The following is a 25,305-nucleotide window of genomic DNA, read 5'->3' as shown; positions in this document are numbered from 1 at the left end:
GGGTTATTTGACTGCTCCGCCGATGGCGCCGGCGGCGATGTACTTCTGCGCGGCGACCAGCAGCACGATGGCCGGGATCGCCGAGAGCACCGCGGTCGCCATCACCGCGTTCCAGTTCTGCACCTGGGTGCCGAGGTACTGGTAGATCCCGAGCGTCACCGGCCGCACGCCGCCCTTGGTGGTCAGCGTCAGCGCGAAGAGGAAATCGCTCCAGGAGAAGAGGAAGCTGAACAGTCCCGCGGTGATCAGGGAGTTCTTGCTGATCGGCAGCACGATCGCGACGAACGCCCGGAACAGCCCGGCGCCGTCCACTCGCGCGGCCTCCACCAGCGACGGCGGCAGCGACAGCATGAACGAGCGCAGGATCAGGATCGCGAACGGGATGCCGCTGCTGGTGTTCGCGACGATCAGGCCCGGGATCGAGTTCAGCAGCCCGATCCGCTCGTACGCCGTGTACAGCGCGTTCGCGATCACGATCCCCGGGATCATCTGGGAGATCAGGATCGCGAGCAGCCCGATCGACACCCACTTCGAGCGGAACTGCGAGAGCGCGTAGGCACACGGCGTTGCGATGGCCAGGCTGAGTACGACGGTTCCGGCCGCGATGATCATGCTGGTGACGAGGTTCCCGCCCTGCTCGTCGAGCGCCCGCTTGTAGCCGGAGAAGTTCGGGTGCAACGGCAGGAAGCCGGCGGTCAGGGTGTTGCCGGACGGTTGCAGCGACGCGTTCAGCATCCAGTAGACCGGGAACAGCATCACGCACAGGATCAGCACGCCGATCACGCTGTAGATCACGCGACGGACAGTGGAGTCGGTCATCGTCGTACCCCTCCTATTCGTCGACAGCGCGGCGGGTGCTGCGCAGGTAGAAGATCGCGAACAGGAACGAGATCGCGATCAGGATGTTGCTCAGCGCGGCGCCCTCGCCGAACTTGAAGTCGATGAACGACCGCTCGTACGACTGGGTCGCCAGCGTCTGGGTGGCGTTGGCCGGACCGCCGCCGGTGAGACCGAGGATGATGTCCAGCACCTTGATCGTGTAGACGACGCCGAGCATCAGCAGCACGCTCGCCACCGCCCGCAGGTTCGGCCAGGTGATGTAGCGGAACGCGCGCCAGCCGGTCGCGCCGTCCAGTTGGCCGGCCTCGTACAACTCGTCGGGGATCTCGGCCAGGCCGGAGTACAGCAGGGTCACGTTGAACGGGATGCCGATCCAGATGTTCACGCCGATCACCGCGATCAGCGCCACCGACGGCGAGTTCAGCCACGGTACCGGTTCGTTGATCAGGTGCAGCCAGGACAACGTGCGGTTCAGGATGCCGCTGTCCTGCTCGAGGATCGATCGCCAGGTCGCACTCGACACGATCAACGGCAGCAGCCACGGCAGCAGGAGCAAGGACCGCAGTACGCCGCTGAGCGGGAAGCGCCGGTGGAAGAACAGGGCCAGCGCCAGCCCGATCACGAACTGGAACGCGATCGAGCCGACGGTGAACAGCGCCGTGTTCAGCATCGCGTCCGAGAACAGGTTGTCCGTCACGACCGTGCTGTAGTTCTTCAGCCCGACCCACGGGGCGTCACCGGTGAAGAACGTCCGCAGGCCGTAGTCCTGCAGGCTCATCATCAGGTTCTTCACCACGGGATAGCCGAACAGCGCGATCATCGCGACCGCGGCCGGCAGGACGAAGAGGAGCTTGGTCAGATCCTCACCCCGGTGGCGCCGGCCACGAGGCCTGCGAGCAGGCTTCGGGCCGGCCACCTGGGTGTCGTCCTGCAGCACTGTGGATGCCGCCATCGCGATCAGCCGCCGGACGCCTGCTTGAAGGCGTCCTGGGGTGAGGCCTTACCGGTGAGCGCCAGCTGGATCGCCTGGTAGATCACCTTCGCGGCCTCCGGCCACTTGTCGCCCAGCTTGCCGGTCCGCGAGCGGGCGGTCTTGACCTGCTCGGTGAAGGCCTTCATCGACGGCACGTCCTTGACGTACTGGTCCAGCAGAGCGGTCTTGGTCGGAATCGTGAACCGGGCCTTCGCCCAGGCCAGTTCGTTCTCGTCCGAGTTCAGGCACTTCACGAAGTCGGCGGCCTTCTGCTGCTTGGCCTGGTCCTTGTTCAGCGGGACGGTCCAGGCCTCACCGCCGAGCGGTGCGACCGGTGTCTGGTCCGGCTTGTTCAGCGGGAACGTGACCACGTCCCACTTGATGTTCGGGAACTTCTCCAGCGCCGGGATCTGCCACGGCCCGTTCACCATCATCGCGGCCTTGCCGGCCACGAACTGGTCCTTCGCGTCGCCCTGGGTCCAGTTGATCACGCTCTTCGACGCCGACCCCGACTGCACCAGATCCGTCCACAACTGCAGGGCTTCGGTCACCTGCGGGGTGTTCAGGTCGGTCTCGTCGCCGCCGTTGGTCCACATCGCCGGCAGGAACTGCCAGGAGCCTTCGTACGTCGCGTTGGCGTTGAACGCGATCCCGTACCGGCCGGGTTTGGTCAGCTTCTTGGCCGTGGCCTTCAGCTCGTCCCACGTCTTCGGCGGCTGGACGCCGGCCTCCTGCAGCATCTGCGTGTTGTAGAACAGCGCGATCGTGTTCGTCACCGGCGCCAGTCCGTAGAGCTTGCCCTGGTACGACGTCGCGTCGACCATGCCCTGGATGACGCCGTCCCCGTTCAGACCCATGTCGTTCAGGGGCGCCAGCGCACCGGTCGCGGCGATCTGCTGTACGTCGGGGTTGTCGAGCATCAGGACGTCGGGCAGCGTCTTGGACGACGCCTGCTGCAGCACCTTCTGGATCAAGGTGTCACCAGGCACCGTCTCCCGCTGGATGGTGATGCCGAGCTGGCTCGCGCAGGTGTCGAGACCCTTCTGCACCAGCGACTTGTCCGGGTCGTTGTTGTAGTAGTCCAGGATCGTGAGGCTCTTGACGCTGTCCCCGGACGAGGCCGACGAGGAGTCCTCGCCGTTGCTGCCGCAGGCGGCCAGCACGAGCGACACGGTCGTCGCACCGGCCAGCACGGCGGCGATCCGCTTGCTGATCATGACATCGGGCTCCTTCGATCAAAGCGTTTAACCACGGGCTGTGGATAATTTCCGTTCGCTTGCTCTAAAGGGGAGTAAACCGCTTAACTGAGATGTCCCAGGACTATGTTCCTTGGGTCACACTGCTGTCAAGGGTTCAGACGGGAGGAGTTCGATGGTCACCATGCGAGACGTCGCGGACCGTGCGGGCGTGTCGATCGCGACCGTGTCGTTCCTGCTGAACGACACCAAGCCGGTGACCGCGGCGACCCGGGCGCGGGTCGAGCAGGCGATGGCCGAGCTCGGCTACCGCCGCAACGCGGTGGCCCGCGCGTTGGCCAGCCGGCGGACGCACATCATCGCGATGGCCTATCCGGCGCTCGACCACAAGTTCGGCTTCTCCGCCGCGGAGTTCTTCACCAGTGCCGCCGACGCGGCCCGCAAACAGGACTACCACCTGGTCCTCTGGCCGGTCGGCAACGACGGCGGCGAACTGACCGAGCTCGTCGGCCAAGGTCTGGCCGACGGTGTCGTCCTGATGGAGGTCCAACTGGACGACCCCCGCGTCACCGTTCTGCAGGAGACGGGTACGCCGTTCGCCATGATCGGGCGGACGAGCTCGCTGGAGGGCCTGGCGCATGTGGACATCGACTTCGACCGGACCGTCGAGGACGCGGTCGGCTACCTGCACGGCCTCGGCCATCGACGGCTGGCGCTGATCTCGGGCAACCTCAACGATCCCCTGTTCAGCACCTACGGTCCGTACGTGCGCTCCGAAGCCGCGTTTCGCCGGGTGGCCCCGGAGTACGGCCTGGAGACAGTCGTCCTGGAATGCGCCGGATCGACGCTCGCCGGTCAGGACGCCATGGGCCGCCTGCTGCAAGACCACCCGGACACCACCGCCGTCCTGATCGTCAACGAGTTCGCCGCGCTCGGCGCGGTCGCCGGCCTGAATCGCCTCGGCTATCAGGTCCCCGGCGACATCTCGGTCCTGCCGTTGCTGATGGCACCGGAAATGGCGGCCCTCACGAACCCGGAACTCACCATCATGCGGACGCCCGGTCCCGAGCTCGGTCAGCTCGGCACCGATGCCCTCATTCGCCAGCTGGAAGGCGCCGATCCGCTGCCACCCCAACTCGTCCCGGCCAAGCTCCACCCCGGCGCTACGGTCGCAGCCCCCAGAGGGCCGCGATCAAAGGGCGGCGGAGGTCGGCGCGGCGCGCGCAAAGCCCGATCCTGAGCGGTTCGAGCGCCGGGTCCGCGGGCAGCTCGACGAGGCGGTTCGCGGTGGTCGAGGACTCCAGCACCAGTCGCGGCACGATGCCGATGCCGCAGCCGAGCGCGACCAGGGCGAGGAGTGCCTCGTGCCCGTCCGGCTCGGCCGCGATCACCGGCTTGATCCCGGTCCTGCGGAACCAGCGGAACGCCGCTTCCCGGACGAGCCCGCGGGCCGGCACCACGAACGGCCCTTCCGCTAGGCCGTTGCGGCTCCTGACCAGGACCAGGTCGGTGACTGCGACAGTCCGAGTCACCATCGTCTGCGGCAGTCGCTTCGGGATGCCCGCGACCGCCGCGTCCACCTCGCCCTCGTCGAGCCTCGCCAGAGCCGCCGCCGCGTCGCCGGTCTGAACTGCGAGCCGGATCTGCGGATGCGCCGCCCGTAGCGGTGCGAGCAGGTCGGGCAGCAGCGCCTGACAGGCTGTGACGGTGGCGAAGATCCGCAGTTCGCCGACGAGCTCAGCCGGTTCGCCGGCGCCGGCACGGTAGTCCTCCCACAGTTCCAGGGCCCGTTCGGCGTACGACGTGAAGCGCTGGCCGTCCGCGGTGAGGACGACTCCGCGCGGGCCGCGGTCGAGCAATCGGACGCCGGCGCGTGTCTCCAGTCGCTGGATCGTTCTGGTCAGGGTCGCGGCGCTGACGTGGCACTCGAGGCTGGTGCGCCCGTAGTTCAGCGTGCGGGCGAGATGCAGGAACAGCTCCAGCTCGCGATGCTCCATGTTTCATCTCCTGCAACGGACCGGTGCAGATGTTGCGCTTGCTGCAACGACTGGGATCGACCTTAACTGAAGGCCATGAGCACCCTCACCTCGTCGGTCTTCCGGACCGAGACCATGACGGTTCCAGGCGGGACGGAGACGATCGTCCGTGGCGGCCGTGACCTGTTCCCGTTGCTGCCGCGGGCCCTGCACGGCGTCCGGCGGATCGGCGTCCTGGGCTGGGGGCCGCAGGGGAGCGCCCAGGCCCAGAACCTGCGGGACTCGCTGGCCGGGACCGAGGTGGTCGTGTCCGTCGGGCTGCGGCCTGGTTCGAGATCGGCGGACGATGCCCGCGCGCACGGCTTCACCGAGGGGAACGGCACGCTCGGGGACTGGCTGGCGGTCGCCGCGGACTCGGACCTGGTGATCCTGCTCATCGCCGACGCAGCGCTGGCTGCCGAGCACGAGAAGATCTTCGCGGTGCTCGAGCCTGGCGCCACGATCGGGCTCTCGCACGGCTTCCTGCTGGGTCATCTGCGGTCGATCGGCAGTGACTTCCCCGCGGGTCATCCGGTGATCGCCGTGTGCCCGAAGGGAATGGGCGACTCGGTACGCCGCCTGTACCAGCAGGGCGCGACGGTCAACGGGGCCGGCATCAACGCCAGCATCGCCGTCCATGCGGACCCCGACGGTCACGCGACGGACCGTGCGTTGGCCTGGTCGATCGGCCTGGGATCGCCGTACACGTTCGCCACCACGCTGGCCGACGAGTACCGGTCCGACATCGTCGGCGAGCGTGCCATCCTGCTCGGCGCGGTCCACGGTCTGGTGGAGGCGCTCTATCGCCATTTCGTCATCGCGGGCGGGGATCCGGTGACGGCGTACGAGCGATCCACCGAGTCGATCACCGGCCCGATCGCCCGCACCATCTCGGACTCGGGCCTGGCGGCGGTGCGGGGCGCCACGGGGGACGAGGACTTGTTCGACCGGGCCTACTCCGTCGCCTACCGGCCGGCTCGCGACCTGGTCGCCGAGATCTACGACGAAGTTGCCGAGGGCACCGAACTGCGCAGCGTGATCCTGGCCGAGCAGCGCCTCGCCACCCGCCCGATGTCCCCGATCGCCGGCAGCCCGATGTGGTCGCACAGTACGGCGGTGCACGCCCGCCGAACGTCGGTGCGGACCGGGATCGACCCGCTCACCGCCGGACTGTTCGTGGCCACGATGGTCGCCCAACTCGACGAGTTCGCCGCCCGCGGCCACGCCTGGTCCGAGATCGTGAACGAATCCGTCATCGAGGCGGTCGACTCGCTGCTGCCCTACATGCACGCCCGCGACGTCGCCTACATGGTCGACAACTGCTCACGGACAGCTCGGCTCGGCACCCGTCGCTGGGGTCCGCGCTTCCAGGCGGCGTACGAGCAGATCGCCCTGCCCCGCGTCCACGAGCCGGCCGACCAGGCCTTGGTCCAGCAGTTCCTCGACAACCCCGCCCACGAGGCCCTCGCCGCGGCCGCCAAGCTCCGCCCCTCGGTGGACATCTCCGTCTGACCCGGTGGCACTGGCGTACCTACGGACGGGTAGTGCGCTCCCGATACGCCGTACACGCCGCCCCCCAAGCGCAGGTGCACTACCCCCTCACGCAGCACTACCCGTTCATCTGTACGTAGGAGCAGCGTCAGTTTCGTAGTCAAGTCTTGACCCACCGTGGGCATGTGGGTAACTTTCGCGTCGCGGGGGAGCGCCTGTAATTCAATTACTTGTGGGGGTTTTCGCCTTGCACCTGACCCGACGTCAGACCCTCGGACTCGCGGCGGCAGCAGTCGCCGGTACGACGGTTGCCGGAACAACTACCGCCCAAGCAGGTACCGACCGATGGGTCCGCGAGACCCTGCGCCGGATGACGCTGGAGGAGAAGGTCGGCCAGCTGTTCGTCTGCTACGCCTACGGGCCGACAGCGGACACGGCCGATGCGCGTAACACGAGCCTGTACGGCGTCGCGACCCCGGCCGAAGTGGTGCGCAAGTTCCACCTCGGCGGGGTGATCTATTTCGCCTGGACCGACTCGGTGAAGGACCCGCAGCAGATCGCCCGGCTGTCCAACGGACTGCAGAGCGCCGCGCTGGGCGACACCGGCGTACCGCTGCAGATCAGCACCGACCAGGAGCACGGCGTCGTGTTCCGGGTCGGGCCGCCGGCGACCCAGTTCCCGGGCGCGATGGCGCTCGGCGCGACCCGGTCGGCGGAGTACGCGCGGCAGGCGGCCGGAATCGGCGGCCGCGAACTGAAGGCGGTCGGGATCAGCACCGACTTCGCTCCGGTCGCGGACGTCAACGTCAACCCGCTGAACCCCGTGATCGGCGTCCGGTCCTTCTCATCTGATCCTGCGGTGGTCGCCGCCCTGACCGCCGAGCAGGTGAAGGGGTACCAGCGGGACGGGCGGATCGTGTCCACCGCCAAGCACTTCCCCGGCCACGGTGACACCGCGACCGACAGCCACACCGGCATCCCGGTGATCAGCCACACGCTGGAGGAGTGGACGCGGATCGACCGGCCGCCGTTCGAGGCGGCGATCCGGGCCGGGATCGAATCGATCATGACCGCGCACATCGTCGTACCGGCCCTCGAACCGGCCGGGGACCCGGCGACGCTGAGCAAGCCGATCCTGACCGGGATCCTGCGCGAGCAGCTCCGGTTCGACGGGGTCGTGATCACCGACTCGCTGGGCATGAAGGGCGTGCGGGACAAGTACGGCGACGCCGAGATCCCGCTCCGGGCGATCGAGGCCGGTGTCGACCAACTGCTGATGCCGGTCGACCCGGGGCTCGCGTACAACTCGGTGCTCGACGCGGTGCGTGGCGGGCGGATCAGCGAGGCCCGGATCGACCAGAGCGTCGAGCGGATCCTGAAGCTGAAACTCCGGACCGGCGTCGTCGACCAGCCGTACGTCGACCTCGCCCGCGTCGCGAAGGTGGTCGGCACACCGGCGAACTACGCCGCCGCCCAGCGGATCGCGGATCGCAGTACGACCCTGCTGAAGAACGACGCCGGCCTGCTGCCGCTGTCCCCGGCGCCGCGGAAGATCCTGGTCGCCGGCTACAGCCCGGCGGCGCTCGGGGCCGCACTGCAGGGCCGTGGGGCGACCGCCGTCGTGAAGGACACGGGTGCGACGCCGACCGACGCCAAGATCGACGATGCCGTCGCCGCATCCGCGGACGCGGACCTCACCGTCGTCCTCACGATGAAGGCCTGGGACACCGAGGTCACCGACAAGCAGGCCAAGCAGCAGAAGCTGGTCAACGCCCTGCTCGCCACCGGCCGGCCGGTGATCCTGGTCGCCGTCCGCGATCCGTACGACGTCGCCTACTTCCCGTCCGCGTCGACCACGCTCGCGACCTACGGCTACGCGGCGGTCTCGATGGAGGCGCTGGCCAAGGTGCTGTACGGCGAGCTGGCGCCGACCGGCAAGCTGCCCGTGGCGATCCCGGCGCAGCCCGATCCGTCCGTGACCCTGCACCCGTTCGGTCACGGCCTCGGCTTCGACCCGCGGCAGACCCGGCTGACTGTTGCCTCGTACAACATTCATGCCGGGGCCGGCGAGGACAACGTGTTCGACCTCGACCGGACCGCCCGGGCCCTGAAGGCGCTGAACGCCGACGTGATCGGGCTGCAGGAGGTCGACGTTCACTGGGACGCGCGCAGCGAGTGGCGCGACACCATCGCCGAGCTGGCCGCCACGCTCGGGATGTACGCCGGGTTCGCGCCGATCTACGACCTCGACCCGCCCACGCCCGGTCAGCCGCGTCGCCAGTACGGCGTCGGCGTGCTGTCCCGGTTCCCGCTGGTGCGGACCGAGAACCACCCGATCACCCGGCTGTCCACCCAGGACCCGAACCCGGTGCCGGCCCCGGCATCCGGATTCCTCGAGGCCGAGATCGACGTCCGTGGTCGCCGCGTGCACGTCTACTGCACGCACCTGGACTACCGGGCGGATCCGTCGGTCCGGGAGGCCCAGGTCCGCGACACGACGAAGATCCTCGCCGGCGACCGCCGCAAGGATCTGCAGATCCTCACCGGTGACTTCAACGCCGAGGCGACCGCTCCGGAGCTCGCGGGACTGTGGACCCGGGTCACCGACAGCTGGACCGCCACCGGCACGACCTCCGGCGGTCCGAACACCTATCCTGCCGTCGATCCGGTCAAGCGGATCGACTTCGTCACCGTCGGCACGGGACTGCACGTCCTGCGGGTCGCGGTGCCTCCTGAGCAAGCGGCCAGCGACCATCGCCCCGTGGTAGCCGACCTGTCGTTCCGTCCCTGACGCCCCTGCCCGAAGGAGAGACCTGATGAAGCGACGCAGTTTGCTGGCGGGCGCCGGTGTACTCGCCGCCGCCCCGCTGATCGACGTACCCGCCGCTCACGCCGGCGGTTCGAACGGCGGCAAGGCGGTGATGACCGGCGCGGAGGTGCTGGCCAAGGACGGCTGGCGGGCGCTGGCCGGTCAGAAGGTCGGGGTGATCAGCAACCCGACCGGCATCCTGCCCGACTTCAACCACGTCGTCGACACCATGCACGCGTCCGGGAAGGTCAACGTGGTCGCGGTCTTCGGGCCCGAGCACGGTTTCCGCGGTTCGGCCCAGGCCGGCGGCTCCGAGGGCGACCACGTCGATCCGCGCACCGGGATCATGGTGTACGACGCGTACGGCGCGACCGTGGAGAAACTGGTCGAGCTCTACACCAAGTCCGGCGTGGAGACGGTCGTCTTCGACATCCAGGACGTCGGCGCGCGGTTCTACACCTACATCTGGACCATGTACTCGGCGATGCAGGCGGCCGTCACCACCGGCGCCAAGTTCGTGGTCCTGGACCGGCCGAATCCGGTCGGCGGCTACGCCCGGGGCCCGATGATGAAGCCCGGGTTCACCTCGGGCGTCGGCAAGGAGGAGATCATCCAGCAGCACGGCATGACGGTCGGCGAACTCGCCCGGCTGTTCAACGCCGAGTACCTACCGCTCGACACCGGCGGCCCGCGGCTCAAGGAGCTGCAGGTCATCCAGGTGTCGAACTGGAAGCGGGACCAGCTGTACGACGACACCGGGCTGCCCTGGGTGATGCCGAGCCCGAACATGCCCACCCCGGACACCGCGCTGGTGTACCCGGGCATGTGCCTGTTCGAGGCGACCAACATGTCCGAGGGACGCGGTACGACGCGGCCGTTCGAGCTGATCGGCGCGCCGTACGTCGACTACAAGTGGGCGCAGGCGCTGCAGCAGAAGACCATCCCGGGCGTGGAGTTCCGGGAGGCGTACTTCACGCCGACGATCAGCAAGAACGCGAACCTGCTCTGCGGCGGCGTCCAGGTGCAGATCACCGATCCGTCCCGGGTCGAGGCGATCACCGCGGCGACGCACATGATCGTCGAGGCCCGCAAGCTCTACCCGGAGTTCACCTGGCGGGCCGAGAACCCGCCCGGCCGATGGATCGACCTGCTCACCGGGTCGGACCGGTTCCGCACCATGCTGATGGCCGACGCTACCGCCGAGGAGATCGTCGCGGCCTGGAAGTCCGAGACCGACGCGTGGACCGCGCGCCGCGCCAAGTACCTGCTCTACAAGGGAGCCCACCGGTGAGGCGGATCGCGGCGCTCACGATAGCCTCTGCGGTGATGCTGACGATGGCAAGCCCTGCAGTTGCCAATGGCAACAGATCTGGCCGGTTCGACCAGCCGTACGACGGCTACGCACCGAAGGGAACGCTGTTGCGTGACTCGACCCCGGCGAAGGCCGGCCTGGACCCTGCGCCGATCGACGCGGCGCTCGCACAGGTCGACGGCTGGACCCGCCCGAACGGTACGGCGAAACCCCTGTACGCCGGCGCGGTCACGCTACTCGGCCACGACGGGAAGGTCGTGACCCGGACCGCCACCGGGATGGCGCTGAAGTACGCCGACGGCGCGGGCACCGAACTGCCGGCCGACCAGCAGATCCCGATGCGCACCGACACGATCTTCGACATGGCCTCGGTGTCCAAGCTGTTCACCTCGATCGTGGTGATGCAGCTGGTCGAGAAGGGCAAGGTCGACCTCGACACCCCGATCGCGACGTACGTGCCGGAGTTCGCCGCGAACGGGAAGGAAGCCATCACGGTCCGGCAGGCGCTCACGCACACCACCGGGTTCCCGGCCTGGCTGCCGCTGTGGAGCACCGGCAAGACGCCGGAGGAGCGGCTCCAGCTGGCACTCACCGCGAAGCTGCAGAATCCGCCCGGCAGCACCTACCTCTACAGCGACCTGAACCTGATCACGCTCGGCGAGCTGGCGCACCGGGTGACCGGCAAGACGCTGGACAAGCTGGTTGCCGACGGCATCACCAAGCCGCTGCAGATGCGCGACACCGGCTACAACCCGGACCCGAAGAAGAAGCCGCGCATCGCCGCGACGGAGTACCAGACCGCGCCGCCGCGGGGCATGGTGTGGGGTGAGGTGCACGACGAGAACGCCTGGTCGCTGGACGGCGTGGCCGGTCACGCCGGCGTCTTCAGCACCGCCGACGACCTCGCCGTTCTGGCCCAGACCTTTCTGAACGGCGGCAGCTACCGCGGTGCCCGGATCCTGAAGGAATCCTCGGTGACCGCGATGATCACCAACTTCAACCAGGCCTTCCCGGGCAATGACCACGGCCTCGGCTTCGAGCTGAACCAGCGCTGGTACATGGGCGGCCTGTCCGGGCCGCGGACGGCCGGCCACACCGGCTACACCGGGACGTCGATCGTGATCGACTTCGACTCGCGCTCGTTCGCCATCCTGCTGACCAACCGGGTCCACCCCAGCCGCAACTGGGGCAGCAACAACCCGGCCCGCCGGGCTGTCGTGCAAGGGCTTGCCCTGGCCCTCGGCGTCGGTCCGCAGCACGGCAAGGACGCCTGGTTCTCCGGTACGACGGACAACGCGACGACCACCCTGTCCACGCAGGTCGCCGTACCGGCCGGGGGAGCGAAGCTGGCGTTCGACCTGTTCGTCGACACCGAGGACACGGATCTGCTGTACCTGGAGACGTCCACCGACGGGACCACCTGGACGAAGCTGCCGTTCACCGTGCGGGACCGCGGGACCGTGATCGACACCGACGGATCGATCAGCGGCTCCGGCGACCGGCACTGGCACCAGGTGTCGGCCGAACTCGGCGAGGGCGCGCAGACGATCCGGTGGCGGTACGCCTCCGATCCGCTGTACCAGGGCCGCGGTGTGTACGTCGACGGTGTGAAGATCACGCACGGACACGATGTTCTTCTCGACGGAGAGCGAACGCCTGAATCATTTGCCGCTTCAGGTTGGAGACTTTCGCGTCGGTGACCCCACTTCGTGCATAGGCGCCGTACCGTGGCTGTCATGAATTCAACGACCTCTCCAGAACCCACGGGGCCGCTGCTGGTCCGGGTCCGCGCGGTGATGCCCGCGCTGGCCCCGGCCGAGCAGCGGGTGGCGAACGCGGTCCTCGCGGACCCGGGCGGAGTGGCCGCGATGACGATCTCCGAACTGGCCGAGGTGGCGTCCACCTCGGAGACCACGGTCATCCGGTTCTGCAAGCAGATCGGCGTCCCGGGCTATCCGCAGCTCCGCCTGCAGTTGGCGGCCCAGTCGGCGCAGGAGAGTGTGCGGCCCGAGGTGGGCGGCGACATCGAGCCCGGCGACTCGCTGGCCGACGTTGTCAGCAAGGTCGCGTTCGCCGACGAGCGGGCGGTCCGCGAGACCGCCCAGCAGGTCGACGTGGACGCCCTGGCCAAGGTCGTGACCGCGGTCGTGAACGCGCCTCGCGTCGACCTGTACGGCTTCGGTGCGAGCGCGTTCGTGGCGCTCGACCTGCAGCAGAAGCTGCACCGGATCCGGCGGGTCGCGTTCGCCTGGTCCGACGTCCACGTCGCGCTGCCCAGCGCCGCCCTGCTCGGGGACGGCGACGTGGCGATCGGCATCTCCCACACCGGGACGACGGTCGAGGTCGTCGAGGCGCTCGAGGAAGCGGCCAAGCACGGCGCCACCACGGTCGCGGTGACGAACTTCCCCCGCTCGCCGCTGGCCAAGACGGCGGATCTGGTGCTGACCACGGCTGCCCGGGAGACGACGTACCGGTCCGGGGCCATGTCCAGCCGGATCGCGCAACTGACCGTGATCGACTGCCTGTTCATCGGGGTCGCGCAGCAGGTGCTGCCGGACGCGCGCAAGGCGCTGGAGGAGACGGCCACCTCGGTCCGTGGTCACCGGCTCAAGGGCTCAGAGTGACGTCAACGGTTTTCTGTCAAGGATGAACGGAATTGAAAATCCTTCAGTAGGAAACTAACATCGGATCTGTGACCTCACCGACAGAGCAGCGCAACCCGAGGACGCTCGCCATCGATGCGGTGGGGACGTCCGAGATCCTGCAGTTGGTGAACAACGAGGACGCCCGGGTCGCGGGCGCCGTCGGACTGGTCATCCCCGAGCTGACCAAGGCCGTCGATGCCGCCGTCGAGGCGGTCCGTGGCGGTGGCCGGGTGCACTACTTCGGCGCCGGGACGTCGGGACGCCTCGCCGTACTGGACGCCGCCGAGTTGCTGCCCACCTTCCATACGCCCGAGGACCTGGTGGTCGCGCACCACGCCGGCGGGATGGACGCGCTGTTCCGCGCGGTCGAGAACGTCGAGGACTCCGAGGACGGCGGTGCCGCGGACGCGGCCGCTGTGACCGGCCAGGACATCGTCATCGGCCTCGCTGCCTCCGGGAGTACGCCGTACGTCGCCGGGGCGCTCAAGGCGGCCCGGGCGGCCGGTGCGACCACCGTGCTGGTGACGTCGAACCCGGACGCCCCGCTGGCGCCGCTGGCCGACATCGTGATCGCGGCGGACACCGGGCCCGAGGTCATCGCCGGCTCGACGCGACTGAAGGCCGGCACGGCGCAGAAGCTGATCCTCAACTCCTTCTCCACCACGCTGATGATCAAGCTCGGCCGGACCTGGTCGAACCTGATGGTCGACCTGGTCGCCACCAACAAGAAGCTCCGCGGCCGGATGCTGCGCATCCTCGCCGAGGCGACCGGCGCCGACGAGCAGGCGTGCGAAGCGGCACTGGCCGCGGCCGAAGGCGAACTGAAGCCGGCCCTCGTCCACCTGCTCACCGGCGCCGCCATCCCGGCGGCCCGGGCCGCCCTCGAGGACGCCCACGGCCGAGTAGCCGACGCCCTGGCCACCCTCGGCGCCCCGCCCCAGCGCACCGCCTCTGCCTGAGCAGGCCACGCCGCCACTCAGGCGGGGGAGCGGAGGCGGAGGAGTTCGGATCGGGCGTGGGTTACAGCAGGAGTTTCGGCGCCGCGAGCCCGGGCCAGCTCGCGGGACAGGTCGGTGGCGGCTTCCAGCAGGTGCCGGGCCTTGCTGCGGCTGTGGAGGTGTTTGCGGTAGACCTTGCGATCCTTTCTCAGGCCGCTGACCGCGTCCAGCAGAGCCGGGTCGAGGGCGCCGGTTTCGAGTTCGGGGGCGAGCAGGGCGCGGGTCCAGGCGCGTTCCTGCCGGGCGGCGTGCCGCAGGATGTAGAACAGCGCCGTCAGTTCGATGGCCGCGATCACGAACGGCAAGCCGGCCGCGGCGATGCCACCGCCGCTCAGACCGGCCATGTCGTCCCAGGCGAAGTGGAACAACATGGCCATCAGCATGGTGAGTACGCCTCTGACCACGTTGCGCTCACCGCGGGTCCGGCCGAGGACCCACATCAGGCCGGCGCAGAAGATCGCACTGAACAGGGCGTGGGACACGATCCCGGCCGCGCCCCGAACCAGGAACACCCGCACTGACGAGCCGATCTGGTCCACGCCGTACAACTGCGTCGCGCCGTTGTAGACGTAGAGCACGTCCTCGAACACCTGGAAGCCGAGACCGATGTACGCGCCGATGATGAATCCGTCGTAGGCGCTGCGGACCAGGCGTGGCGCGAGGCCGATGAGCAGCACCAGCCCGAGTGCCTTGCCCCACTCCTCGTTGATCGGCGCGGTCAGTCCGGCGCCCCAGTCCGCGGCGAAAGAGCTGCCGCCGGCCTTCGCCCAGATCTCCAGCAACGCCTGGTTGGCCGGCAGTGCGATCCAGAACGTCGCGGCGACGCCACCCCAGACGAAGCCGGTCGCAAGCAGCCCGGCAGGCTGGGCGGTGAAACGGTTGTGGTGGCGCAGGAGCAGCAGCCACGGCACGAGGTACAGCGCGAACAGGAGGACTCCTCCAGCCAGGGCCGGCGAGTAGAACGAGGCGCGCGGTCCGAAGTACCGAAGCATCGTCAGGGCACCGCCGCCGACGCCGAGGACGTAGACCCAGAAGGCGAGGTTGTGTGGTTGCAGGAACCGGAACGGTTGCCCCCAGCCCGATTCCTCGATCGCGCTGAGCTGTGCGGCCTTGCCTTCGGGTACCGCGGTGTCGGTCATCGGCCCGACCCCGGTGTGATGCTGCGCAGCAGGGCTGCCACCTCGTCCTGGTACTGCTCGAACTGACCGGGCGCGGTGCGGACGCGGACGAGCAACGCAGGCGCGGCCTCCACCGTCTCGGGTGCGCCGGTGGCCATCTTGAAGGCAGCATCGATGCCGTCACCGCCGGTGGACGTTCGGCTCTCCACGACTCCGACCAGGCCGGCTGCGGTCGTCAGCGTTCCGCGCCGGCCACTCACGCCCGGGGCGTCGCTTTCCGACCGATCCACCTGATCCAGGAACGCTGTCGCGGTGCCGTCGTACGACGTACCGGTCAGCTCGATCGTGGCGCCTCCGCTGGCCAGCTTCACCTGCAGGCTCGTCGCGTTCGCGCCGGTCAGGCTCCCATCTTCCAGTTGCCAGCCGACCGGTGGCACCGCGGTGGCGCCGTCGCCGAGCTCGAGCACTTGGCCGGCCTTGATCTGGTTGTGCCACGGAATCGCCGCACTGAGCGCCGGCAGGCCGTAGATCAGCACCAGTGCGATGGCGAGGCTGGTCAGCCCGGCCGGGAAGGTCCGTCGGTCGAGTCCGAACCACCGGTGCTCGACCGGAACCCAGTCCCTTGGCGTCTCCTCCGTACCTGCTGTCATCGGCCCCTCCGCACGGCAGCTTCAATGCCATCACTGTAGCGGCGTCAGCTCGGCGCACCTGCGTTTCGCAATCTCTGTGGCATAGTCCGGTGCGGCCTGCCGGACTGCTTCTTTGTGCGTGGGGTAAACCCTCACTGCGCCCGAGACTGGACGGAATTCCTAACCTCTCGATGAATTGTTTCCGGTGTCATTTCGGCGGCCGGACAAGCCTTCGCAAGAGGTTGCGAACGGTAGTTGGATCATCACTTCTGGTCCATAGCGCAGTTGTGTGATCGTGTCGTATCGTCGCGTCATCGCCAGACCTTGGTGGAGGTCCTGGTCTTCGAATCCTTTGTGTGCAACGAACTTCGGAGCTCGGATGACCAATCACGGTACTGTCGTGGTGCCCGGAACCACCCAGGGCGCGCAGTGGGTCGACGACGTCCTGCTCGCCGGTCCGGCCACCGATATCTGTTTTCGTCTTCCGGAACCTGTTGATCGCGCGGAACTTCGCCGATTGGTCCGGGATCGTCAATCGGAACTCCGCGACGCGGGTTTTCGTGCCGGTGGTGCGGCGGCTTTGCGATTGCCGCCCTCATTGGCTTTCGTGACGCATTTGCTGGCGGTCTGGCGCAGTGGCGGGCAGGCGATCCTGCTGGATCACCGGCTGACCGACTACGAGGTCCGGCGGGCGATCGAGCGGCTGGTTCCGCAGGTTGTGGTGTCGCCGGAGCGGCCGGTGCGGTCGGGGTTGCGGACGTTCGTCGAGGTGCACACCGATGTGGCCAGCTACTCGGGTCATCCGGCCGGAACCGCGCACGCCGTCGTACAGCTGAGCTCCGGGTCGACGGGGCCGTCGAAGGTGATCGGGCGGACGGCGGAGGATCTCGTCGAGGAGGTTCTGCGGTACACCCGGATCGACGGGGTGCCGGTGCGGGGTGAGCGGTTGATTCTGCTTCCGTCGATGGTGCATGTGCTCGGACTGGTCGGAGGTCTGCTCTACGGCCTGCATGCCGGGGTCGAGTTGGTGCCGCCGGCGCGGTTGACGGGTGACGCGATCGTGCAGGCGATCGCTGCGGGGACGTCGCCGGCGACGGTTCTCGGGGTGCCCTTCCACATCGGGCTGCTCGCGTCGGTCCAGGAGCCGCCGAAGTTGCCGCAGTTCAAGCGGATGACGACGGGTGGCGAGTTGGTGCCGGCCGCGGTCTCACAGTCGTTCGAGGACAAGTACGGCGTACCGCTCGGGAACATGTATGGGATGACCGAGGTCGGGGTCATCGGCACCGACCTGTACGGGGAACACCGGCCGGCGATCCGGCCGGCGCCGGGGATCGAGGTCCGTGCCGTCGACGGCGAACTCCATGTCCAGCGGCCTGAATCGCCGTACCTCGGGCTGTCCGATCCGGCGCGATGGTCCGACGGCTGGCTCCGTACCCGCGACGCCGGTCTGGTCGATCCCGATACCGGCCTGGTCAGCATCAAGGGACGGCTCGACTCGCAGGTCTCGGTCGGCGGCCTGAAGGTCGACCTGACCGAGGTCGAGTACACCCTGGGCACTCTCCGTGGCGTCGAGGCAGCCGTTGTCGTGTTCGACGGCGCGATCACCGCCTACCTCCAACTCAACCGGCCCCGCGAAGCAGCCCACCTGGAAGCCGAACTAGCCCAACTCCTCGCTTCCTACAAACGCCCCCGCACCCTCCGCATCCTCGCTCAGCTCCCCCGGACCACCACCGGGAAACTGGTCCGAGACGTCACAGTCCTCCGCAAGGCCACCCCGTGATGCGCGGTCACAAGGACGTCGCTGACGCCAGGACCCGCAGCCACCGCAACGACCGCCCCCACCCAGGGCACATGCATCACCACGAGCTCACCAGCATCCCCAGGACCCACGCCGGGGTTCGCGACCGGGGCGCTGCGGAGCAAGCCGGCTGTGCCGGGAACCGGGCCGGCGTGGAGCGTCAGGCCGGCGGCGGAAGCACTCCCTCTCTCGGCCGGGTCAGCCGGGAGCGGCATTCGGCGTCTCAAACCGGCGTTCCGCAAACCCTGGCCGACGGCTTTGCCTACTGCTTCCTTGGCGGTCCAGAGGTGGAGGAAGGCGATCAGGTGGTCGGGCTGCTCGGACATCCACTGGAGTTCGGCGGGGTCGAACCAGCGCTGCGCGAGGGCGGTTACCTCGCGGGGGTGGACGTCCTCGACGTCCACCCCGAGCGGACCCGACAGGGACGCGGCCACCACCACGAGATTGCGGCTGTGGCTGAGGCTCACGGCCAGCCCGTCGACGTACGGCTGCCCGTTGTCCGCGTGATGAAGCGACGGCGAGCTGACGAGGGTGCTCGCGAGGTCGAGCAGCAGCGCGTGGGCCGTGGCGCGCGACTCGGCGCCGGCCGGCGCCACCCAGACATGTACCGAATCACCCACCGAAAGAAGGTAACCCGATGAAGGACGAGGTTCGCGCTTTCGTCATCGCGCAACTGCAGGACATGAACTACGACACCGAGGGCATCGACGACGAGACCACGCTCGGCCCGGCCGGTGTGGACCTGGAGTCGTTGGCGCTGGCGGATCTGTCGGTGCGGGTCGAGGACCGGTTCGGGGTCAGGTTCTCCGACGACGAGTCGGAGCAGCTCGCGCTGATGACGGTCGGTGAGTTCACCACCGAGGTGGCCGGCCGGGTAGCTCAGCAGGTCTGATGAACTCGAACCCACCACCGCCCGGGCGGGACGAGATCATCAGCTGGCTCGCCGGCCTCGGCGAGCGACCACCCGGCACGGACCGGATCGACTCGATGGAGCTGGCCTGGCTGGTCCACCAGGTCGAACAGCGGTACGGCGTCGAGCTCGGAGACGACCAACTCGAGCGGATGACCACCGTCGACGACGCGGTCACCGTGATCGCCGAGGTGCTGACCAGCCATGTCTGAAGCGCGACCGGTCTCCGTCTCCGGCCTCTCGATCCTGACCGCCCTCGGCCGCGGTCCGGAGGCGCAGCTCACCGGCACCCCGGCGTTCACCGAGGTACGGCGCTTCGACACCAGCAACCGCCGGGTCCGGTACGCCGCGACGGCCGCCGAAACCGGCACGCTGGAAGAAGAACTGGACCTGGCGATCGCCACCGCCTGCGCGCAAGCCGGTGTCGACCGCAGTACGACGCCACTCCTGCTCGCACTCCACTCCGCGCCGGCCTGCGACTTCGGGCAACGTCGCATCTACACCAGCGCCTGCGTCTCAGCCAGTACGGCGATCGCTGACGCAGCGACCTTGATCAGCACTGGCCGCGCCGATCGCATCGTCGTGGCAGCCGCGTATCTGGTCGAACCACACCAGTTCGCCCTCTTCGACGCCGGGCGGGCGTTGGCCGACGACAACACAGTCCGTCCGTTCAGCCTCAACCGCCGCGGCCTGCTCCTGGGCGACGGCGTAGCCGCAGTCGTCCTCCAAGCCGGCGATGGCCTGGCCCAACTCCTCGGTTGGTCCCGCGCCGGCGACGCCTACCACCCCTGCCAGCCATCCCCGGCCGGCCGGGGCCTGGCCACTGCGATCCGATCAGCTTTGGCGAAGGCCGGCGTACCACCAGACGCGATCGGCTACCTCAACGCGAACGCCACCGGCACCCCGTTCGCGGACGCAGCCGAAGCCGCGGCCATCGCTCACGTCTTCCACCCCGGCTCCCCCCGCAACCACCAACAGACGGGGGTGCCGGCGGTGAGTTCTACGAAGGGGCTGCACGGGCATGCGTTGGAGGCTTCGGGGTTGGTGGAGTTCGTGGTGACTGTGCAGGCGTTGCGGGAGGGGAAGTTGCCCGTGAATGCGGGGTTCCTCGAGCCGGATCCCGCGTGTTCGGTGGATCTGATTCTGGATGCGCCGCGGCCGGCCACGTCGGCGTACGGGATGACGGTGAACTCCGCGTTCGGGGGCGCCAATACCGCGTTGGTGGTGCGGGCGGGATGAGCGAGTTGCTGGAAGTTCATGACCTCGTCGTGCGCGGTGAGGGCTACTGGCCGGAGCCGGGTGATGACATCGCGGCAGGGCCGCCGGTGGTGCCGGGGTTCGTGTTGTCGGTGTTCAACCCCTTGGCCGCGGTGGCGGCTGAGCGATGCCTGAGCCGGCTGACGAAGCCACGCAACGCCCGGACCGGGATCGTGCTGGTGAGTGACGGGGACAGCGTGAGCGCGGAGCACGTACGCCAGGCCGTTGCTGAGGGCAAGCGCATCGGTCCGTTGTTCTTCTTCCAGTCGGTGCCGAACAGCATCGCCGGCTGGATCGCGGCGAAGTGGGACCTGCGCGGCCCGGTCGTGTGTGTGACCGACGGCGGCGAGGACGAGGCCGCGTTGCTGATCGGCGATGGGGACGCCGACCAGGTGCTGATCGTGGAGGTGGGTGCCGACCGGGCGTCCGCCCGGATCGTGAGTGGGGGAGACCCGACATGAAGAGCCTGAGAGCCCGGCTCGCCGCGGACCCGGCGATCGGAACCGGCAACGTCCTGGCGAGGGTCATCGCCCACGGCGCCGACCTGAACGGCCCCGGCCTGACCTTCGACACACCCGTCGACCACTACCCGGCCGAGCACCCACTGACCCTCGGCGAGCTGGACGAGCGGGTCCAGGCCCGTACGGCGTGGCTGCACGAGCACGGCATCGGACGCCGGGACGTGGTCGCGATCTGGGCGACCGAGGCGCAGGACATCGTGCTGAGCTTCCTCGCGCTGACCAGGGTCGGCGCGATCCCCGCGCTGATGAACGGCAGGATGAGCCCACCCATCGCCGAGGAGTTCATCCGCCGCCTGCGCGCAACCGGCGTACTCGCGGACGCGGCACATCGCGAGTTGTTGCACGAGGCACCGATACTCGCCGAGCCGCGCGACCTGGGTACGGCGGACCCGGCCAGGGCGCCGGAGCACTACCGGCACCACGCCGACGACCCTGTCGTGATCACCCACACCAGCGGCACGACCGGCGTACCGAAGGCGGTGATGCACACCCACACCACTCTGTACGCCGCTTTGAAGCACCTGCTCACGATGCCGCAGGCGCAAGGCACCGACAGGATCCTGAACGCCCTCCCGATCCCGCACACCGCCACGGTCCTGATGGTGAACCAGGTCCTCGGCAACCGGGCCGAGATGCTGCTGGTGTCCAGCCAGGATGCCCCGAACGTCCTGCACCACATCGAACGCTGGAAACCGCACTCCGTCTACGGATTCGCCGTCACCTGGGCCGGACTGGCGCGCGAGGACCTGGATCGCCACGACCTCGACTCGGTCCGGATGTGGTTCAACACCGGCGACTGCGCCCACGAACCGCACATCCGCAAACTGGTTGCCGTCGGCACCCGGCAGACCGTCACGCGCGCCGGTCGCGTGACCGTCAGGGGCTCACACTTCATCGACGGTCTCGGGTCCAGCGAGATGGGCCACAACGGTTTCCACATCACGCACACGAGCGGCAGCGACCACTACGGCCGGTGCATCGGCAAGCCGTACGAGTTCGCCGAGGCGGCCGTTCTCACGCAGACCGGGGAGGAACTGCCACCAGGCAAGCCCGGCCTGCTCGGCTTCAAGTCGCCGAGCGTCTCACCCGGCTACTGGAACGACTCGGTCAATACGTACCGCTTCCGCCTGAACGGCTGGTTCCTCACCGGCGACGTGGCCTACCGCGACGACACCGGCCACTACTTCCACCTCGACCGCATCCCCGACGCGGTCGCCGGCTTCGACGGCCCGCAACTGTTCACCTCGCAGTCCGAGGAACGCATCCTCGCCGCCCTACCCGAAGTCCTCGACTGCACGGTGATCATCACGCCGGGCGACGGCGAGTACGTCGCCGACGTCCTCCTCGAGCTCACGCCGGACGCGGCCGAGGAAGACCGCTTCGATGCGGTGAAGGCAGCGGTCGGTGAGGAAGTCGCAACGATCATCCGCACGGTGACCGTGGTCGGCGCGGAGGAGGTCCCGGTCACGGTGACGGGCAAGGTCCGCAAGGTCGCACTCCGCGAGGCGCGCCTGACCGGGGCAGAGGCATGACCGCGCCGGGAAGCGGTGTGACGATCACCGGGATGGGTCTGATCACGCCCGTCGGCCGAGGCACAGAGGCGGTGTACGACGCCTTGCTGCATGGGCGATCGGGCATCGTCAAACCACCGGCGGATCACCCGATCGCGAACTCCGTCGAGCTCGCCGGCATCCTCCCGCCGATCGACACGGGCAAGATCGCCTCCGGCCCTGACGGCAAGGTGATGGATCGCACGGTTGTCCTTGCACAGTTGGCGGCTGAGGACGCACTGAACGACGCCGGCCTGGTCGTCGGCGACAACGTCGATCCCGACCGCATCGGCGTGATCGTCGGCGGCGTCGGCGGTATGGCGACGCTCGAACAACAGGTCCTGGCCCGGGCCGAGCGAGGTCGTGCCGCCGTCAGCCCGTACCTCCTGACCGGCATCCTCCCGAACATGCCGGCCGCCCGGATCGCGATCCGGTTCGGCCTCCGCGGCTACACCTCAGCAGTCGGTACGGCGTGCGCCTCGGGTGCACAGGCGATCGCGGACGCGGTACGGCTGATCCGATCCGGCGAGGCGGACGTGGTGCTGTGCGGCGCAAGCGAAGCCCCTCTGTTCCCGACCTTCGCTGAAACCTTCGCCAACGCACGAGCGCTGGCGCGGGGCTGGGACGATCCGACCGAGGCGAGCCGCCCGTTCGACCTACGCCGCAACGGGTTCGTGCTGTCCGAAGGCGCCGGTCTGCTCGTCCTCGAAAGCACAGCGCATGCGGCAGCCCGAGGCGCCGGCGGCTACGCCGACGTGGCCGGCTACGGCGTGAACTCCGACGCACACCACCCGACCGCTCCCCGGCCCGACGGGATGGGCGCCGCCGAGTGCATGCGGCGAGCCCTGGCGAGCGGCGGAGTACAACCGAGTCAGGTCGGCTACATCAACGCACATGGCACGAGCACGAAGCTCGGGGACGTGGCCGAGTCGGTCGCGATCGGGCTCGCGTTCGGCGACCACACCCCGGCGGTCAGTTCGACCAAAGCGCTGACCGGCCACATGCTCGGCACCTCCGGAGTGGTCGAGGCCGCGGCAGCGGCAAGCGCGGTCACGACCGGCCTGGTGCCGCCGACGTACCACCTGGACGATCCGGATCCGGCCTGCCCGCTGGACCACGTCCGCAAGGAACCCCGCGACCTGCGGCCGGAGTACACACTGTCGAACTCGTTCGGGTTCGGCGGCCAGAACGTGAGCCTGCTCCTCGGCACCGCCACCACGCCGGAGCGGCGACGAATGAACAGTGAGGTGAGGGTGTGATGGAGATCCACGGGATCGACCATGTGGAGTTGTACGTGGGCGACGCTCGGCAGGCCGCGTTCTACCTGGGGCACGCGTTCGGCCTGCAGATTCACGGCCAGGGCGGTCCGGAGACCGGTCTGCCGGATCAGCGCTCGCTGCTGCTGCGCGAGGACGCCGTACAGATCGTGCTGACCTCGGGGCTGGCCGCGGACCACCCGGCGGCGGAATACGTTCGGCGGCACGGCGACGGGGTCGCCGTGGTCGGTCTGGAGGTGGACAACGCGTCGGTCGCCTACACAGAGCTGCTGGCGCGGGGTGCCGAGCCGGTGAGCGAGCCGGTGACGTACACCGACGGCCGGGAGACCACCGTCGTGATCGCCGAGGTGGCCGGATTCGGCGATGTGATCCATCGGTTGGTCGAGCGGCACGGCCCACGACGGGAGTTCGCACCGGGCGCGTTCCAGATCACCGAGCCTGCGGGAGGTCCGGACGAGAAGTTGTTAAGCGAGATCGACCACCTGGCGATCTGTGTGCCGTCCGGTGAGCTCGAGCCGACGGCGACGTTCTACGAGGAGGTGTTCGGGTTCTCGCGGATCTTCGAGGAGTACATCGAGGTGGCCGGCCAGGGGATGGACTCGAAGGTCGTCCAGAGTCCGTCGAAGCACGTCACGTTCACGCTGATCGAGCCCGACGCGAACCGCCGTCCCGGCCAGATCAACGACTTCCTCAGCTGGCATGCCGGCGCCGGAGTGCAGCACATCGCCTTGCGCACCGGCAACATCGTCGAGGCGGTGAGCACGCTGGCGGGCCGCGGCGTCAACTTCCTCGGTACGCCGTCGACGTACTACCAGGCCCTGCCGGAGCGCGTCGGCGAGGTGGAGACCCCGATCGAGGAACTCGAGGAACTCGGCATCCTGGTCGACCGGGACCACTGGGGCCAGCTGCTGCAGATCTTCACCGAGTCGATGCACGTCCGCCGCACGCTGTTCCTGGAGATCATCGAGCGGCGCGGCGCGATGACGTTCGGCAGCGGCAACATCAAGGCCCTCTACGAAGCCAAGGAACGCGAGCTGGCAGGAGCTGACGCATGACCCTGGAGTTCAAGCTGTCCGAGGAGGAGCTGGACCTGCTCCCGACCGACGAGGACGTTGCCTTCTACAACGAGCACGGCTGGTACCTGTCGAAGACGCTGCTGACGGACGACGAGACCGAGGAACTGGTCAACGCCAGCGAGCGGTACTACGCCGGCGAACGGGACCGGACCCTGCCGACGGCCCCGCCGAAGCTGGCGTACTGGGATCCGTCGAAGGGTGACGTCCAGCGGCACAACGACTACGTGCACTACGAGCACGACGGCCTGGCGAAGATCCTGCGCAAGCCGCTGATCGGCGCGGTCGCGGCCCGGCTGGCACAGGCCGACGCGATCCGGATCTTCCAGTCCACGCTGATCTACAAGCCGCCGATCGAGGGCGAGCCGTCGAACATCGTGCCCTGGCACTTCGACAAGCACTACTGGTCGTCCTCGGCGTCGGACCGGATGCTGACCGCGTTCGTCCCGTTCCACGACTGCCCGCCGGAGATGGGCACGATCACGATGGTCGACGGCAGCCACCGCTGGCGGGAGATCGGCTCGGACGACACCGTCGTACGCCACTTCGCCGAGCGGGACCGGTCCCAGCTGGACCAGATGCTGGCCGAGAACGCGGCGTACAACAACGCGGACGTGGTGAAGGTCCCGATCACGATCCCTCGCGGCCACATGAACTTCCACCACTGCCGGACCTACCACGGCAGCGGCGCGAACGTCAGCGATCGCCCGCGCCGCGCGGTCTCCCTGCACCTGCAGGACGGGGCGAACCACTACCGCGAGTTCCCCCTCTCCGACGGCACCCTGGCGGCGTACAACCACGACGTCCTGGTACGCCGGACCGCCGACGGCCACCCCGACTACGCCGACCCCGACTACTGCCCGACCCTGTGGGCCGACCGCTGAGAGGAACCG

The 25,305-nt window shown here is 68.6% G+C and carries 23 protein-coding genes; 16 read left to right on the top strand and 7 right to left on the bottom strand.

Annotation, left to right across the window (positions count from 1 at the left end):
* Nucleotides 1-3: 3 nt before the first annotated feature.
* From ACGFH6_RS03810 to ACGFH6_RS03800, 3 genes are read right to left on the bottom strand one after another with little or no spacing between them, the layout of a single operon-like run.
* A complete protein-coding gene (locus ACGFH6_RS03810) occupies nt 4-819 on the bottom strand; it encodes a carbohydrate ABC transporter permease (protein WP_393380226.1) in 816 nt (271 codons plus the stop codon).
* A gap of 13 nt (nt 820-832) precedes the next feature.
* Entirely contained in the window at nt 833-1,792 is a 960-nt protein-coding gene (locus ACGFH6_RS03805; protein WP_393380225.1) for a carbohydrate ABC transporter permease, read from the bottom strand.
* A gap of 5 nt (nt 1,793-1,797) precedes the next feature.
* On the bottom strand, nt 1,798-3,030 hold the full coding sequence (locus ACGFH6_RS03800; protein ID WP_393380223.1) for an extracellular solute-binding protein: 1,233 nt from the start codon (nt 3,028-3,030) through the stop codon (nt 1,798-1,800).
* A 154-nt stretch (nt 3,031-3,184) separates the two neighbouring features.
* Here ACGFH6_RS03800 and ACGFH6_RS03795 point away from each other — a divergent pair, with 154 nt between their 5' ends.
* On the top strand, nt 3,185-4,249 hold the full coding sequence (locus ACGFH6_RS03795; protein WP_393380222.1) for a LacI family DNA-binding transcriptional regulator: 1,065 nt from the start codon (nt 3,185-3,187) through the stop codon (nt 4,247-4,249).
* Here the strand turns inward: ACGFH6_RS03795 and ilvY are convergent.
* Complete coding sequence (gene ilvY / locus ACGFH6_RS03790) at nt 4,173-5,006, bottom strand: HTH-type transcriptional activator IlvY (RefSeq protein ID WP_393380220.1); 834 nt, start codon at nt 5,004-5,006, stop codon at nt 4,173-4,175. The genes ACGFH6_RS03795 and ilvY overlap by 77 nt on opposite strands.
* A 75-nt stretch (nt 5,007-5,081) precedes the next feature.
* Here ilvY and ACGFH6_RS03785 point away from each other — a divergent pair, with 75 nt between their 5' ends.
* The 6 genes from ACGFH6_RS03785 (at nt 5,082) to murQ (ending at nt 14,240) form a co-directional block, all read left to right on the top strand.
* On the top strand, nt 5,082-6,536 hold the full coding sequence (locus ACGFH6_RS03785) for a ketol-acid reductoisomerase (protein ID WP_393380219.1): 1,455 nt from the start codon (nt 5,082-5,084) through the stop codon (nt 6,534-6,536).
* 226 nt (nt 6,537-6,762) lie between these two features.
* Nucleotides 6,763-9,306 carry a glycoside hydrolase family 3 N-terminal domain-containing protein gene (locus ACGFH6_RS03780; RefSeq protein ID WP_393380218.1) on the top strand — a complete coding sequence of 848 codons (2,544 nt, stop codon included), beginning with the start codon at nt 6,763-6,765 and terminating at the stop codon, nt 9,304-9,306.
* 25 nt (nt 9,307-9,331) lie between these two features.
* Nucleotides 9,332-10,615, top strand: a complete 1,284-nt coding sequence (locus ACGFH6_RS03775; RefSeq protein WP_393380216.1) for an exo-beta-N-acetylmuramidase NamZ domain-containing protein — start codon at nt 9,332-9,334, stop codon at nt 10,613-10,615.
* Nucleotides 10,616-10,650: 35 nt separating this feature from the next.
* Entirely contained in the window at nt 10,651-12,336 is a 1,686-nt protein-coding gene (locus tag ACGFH6_RS03770; RefSeq protein ID WP_393380214.1) for a serine hydrolase, read from the top strand.
* Nucleotides 12,337-12,372: 36 nt separating this feature from the next.
* Nucleotides 12,373-13,260, top strand: a complete 888-nt coding sequence (locus tag ACGFH6_RS03765) for a MurR/RpiR family transcriptional regulator (protein WP_393380212.1) — start codon at nt 12,373-12,375, stop codon at nt 13,258-13,260.
* A gap of 68 nt (nt 13,261-13,328) precedes the next feature.
* Complete coding sequence (gene murQ, locus ACGFH6_RS03760) at nt 13,329-14,240, top strand: N-acetylmuramic acid 6-phosphate etherase (protein WP_393380211.1); 912 nt, start codon at nt 13,329-13,331, stop codon at nt 14,238-14,240.
* A 17-nt stretch (nt 14,241-14,257) separates the two neighbouring features.
* Here the strand turns inward: murQ and ACGFH6_RS03755 are convergent, their stop codons facing one another.
* Together ACGFH6_RS03755 and ACGFH6_RS03750 are read right to left on the bottom strand one after the other, a co-directional pair.
* Nucleotides 14,258-15,418, bottom strand: a complete 1,161-nt coding sequence (locus tag ACGFH6_RS03755; RefSeq protein ID WP_393380210.1) for a PrsW family intramembrane metalloprotease — start codon at nt 15,416-15,418, stop codon at nt 14,258-14,260.
* Nucleotides 15,415-16,047, bottom strand: coding sequence for a hypothetical protein (locus ACGFH6_RS03750; RefSeq protein ID WP_393380208.1), 633 nt, complete (start codon nt 16,045-16,047; stop codon nt 15,415-15,417). The genes ACGFH6_RS03755 and ACGFH6_RS03750 overlap by 4 nt, the downstream gene beginning before the upstream one ends.
* 358 nt (nt 16,048-16,405) lie before the next feature.
* Between ACGFH6_RS03750 and ACGFH6_RS03745 the strand changes: the two genes are divergently transcribed.
* A complete protein-coding gene (locus tag ACGFH6_RS03745) occupies nt 16,406-17,806 on the top strand; it encodes a class I adenylate-forming enzyme family protein (protein WP_393380207.1) in 1,401 nt (466 codons plus the stop codon).
* Here ACGFH6_RS03745 and ACGFH6_RS03740 read toward each other — a convergent pair.
* Complete coding sequence (locus ACGFH6_RS03740) at nt 17,737-18,444, bottom strand: 4'-phosphopantetheinyl transferase family protein (protein WP_393380205.1); 708 nt, start codon at nt 18,442-18,444, stop codon at nt 17,737-17,739. The genes ACGFH6_RS03745 and ACGFH6_RS03740 overlap by 70 nt on opposite strands.
* Before the next feature lie 17 nt (nt 18,445-18,461).
* Between ACGFH6_RS03740 and ACGFH6_RS03735 the strand changes: the two genes are divergently transcribed.
* The 8 genes from ACGFH6_RS03735 to ACGFH6_RS03700 are packed head-to-tail and all read left to right on the top strand — an operon-like array spanning nt 18,462 to nt 25,296.
* Nucleotides 18,462-18,716: an acyl carrier protein gene (locus tag ACGFH6_RS03735; protein ID WP_360446597.1), complete on the top strand. Its 255-nt coding sequence runs from the start codon at nt 18,462-18,464 to the stop codon at nt 18,714-18,716.
* The gene (locus tag ACGFH6_RS03730; RefSeq protein WP_393380203.1) at nt 18,716-18,946 is read left to right on the top strand and encodes an acyl carrier protein; all 231 of its coding nucleotides are present in this window, start codon (nt 18,716-18,718) and stop codon (nt 18,944-18,946) included. Before ACGFH6_RS03735 ends, ACGFH6_RS03730 begins: the two co-directional genes overlap by 1 nt.
* Complete coding sequence (locus ACGFH6_RS03725) at nt 18,939-19,973, top strand: beta-ketoacyl synthase N-terminal-like domain-containing protein (RefSeq protein WP_393380202.1); 1,035 nt, start codon at nt 18,939-18,941, stop codon at nt 19,971-19,973. The genes ACGFH6_RS03730 and ACGFH6_RS03725 overlap by 8 nt, the downstream gene beginning before the upstream one ends.
* Nucleotides 19,970-20,452, top strand: coding sequence for a hypothetical protein (locus tag ACGFH6_RS03720; protein WP_393380200.1), 483 nt, complete (start codon nt 19,970-19,972; stop codon nt 20,450-20,452). Before ACGFH6_RS03725 ends, ACGFH6_RS03720 begins: the two co-directional genes overlap by 4 nt.
* Entirely contained in the window at nt 20,449-22,044 is a 1,596-nt protein-coding gene (locus ACGFH6_RS03715) for a class I adenylate-forming enzyme family protein (RefSeq protein ID WP_393380199.1), read from the top strand. Before ACGFH6_RS03720 ends, ACGFH6_RS03715 begins: the two co-directional genes overlap by 4 nt.
* On the top strand, nt 22,041-23,321 hold the full coding sequence (locus ACGFH6_RS03710; RefSeq protein WP_393380197.1) for a beta-ketoacyl-[acyl-carrier-protein] synthase family protein: 1,281 nt from the start codon (nt 22,041-22,043) through the stop codon (nt 23,319-23,321). Before ACGFH6_RS03715 ends, ACGFH6_RS03710 begins: the two co-directional genes overlap by 4 nt.
* Nucleotides 23,321-24,394 carry a 4-hydroxyphenylpyruvate dioxygenase gene (gene hppD / locus ACGFH6_RS03705; protein ID WP_393380196.1) on the top strand — a complete coding sequence of 358 codons (1,074 nt, stop codon included), beginning with the start codon at nt 23,321-23,323 and terminating at the stop codon, nt 24,392-24,394. The genes ACGFH6_RS03710 and hppD overlap by 1 nt, the downstream gene beginning before the upstream one ends.
* Nucleotides 24,391-25,296 (top strand): phytanoyl-CoA dioxygenase family protein, encoded by a 906-nt coding sequence (locus ACGFH6_RS03700; protein ID WP_393380194.1) that lies wholly within the window; start codon nt 24,391-24,393, stop codon nt 25,294-25,296. The genes hppD and ACGFH6_RS03700 overlap by 4 nt, the downstream gene beginning before the upstream one ends.
* The last annotated feature ends 9 nt before the right edge of the window (nt 25,297-25,305 follow it).

The sequence above is a fragment of the Kribbella sp. NPDC049227 genome (assembly GCF_043197265.1).
Taxonomy (GTDB): domain Bacteria; phylum Actinomycetota; class Actinomycetes; order Propionibacteriales; family Kribbellaceae; genus Kribbella.
The sequence above is the reverse complement of the archived record's forward strand: the minus strand, read 5'-3'. Positions and strand labels throughout refer to the sequence as shown.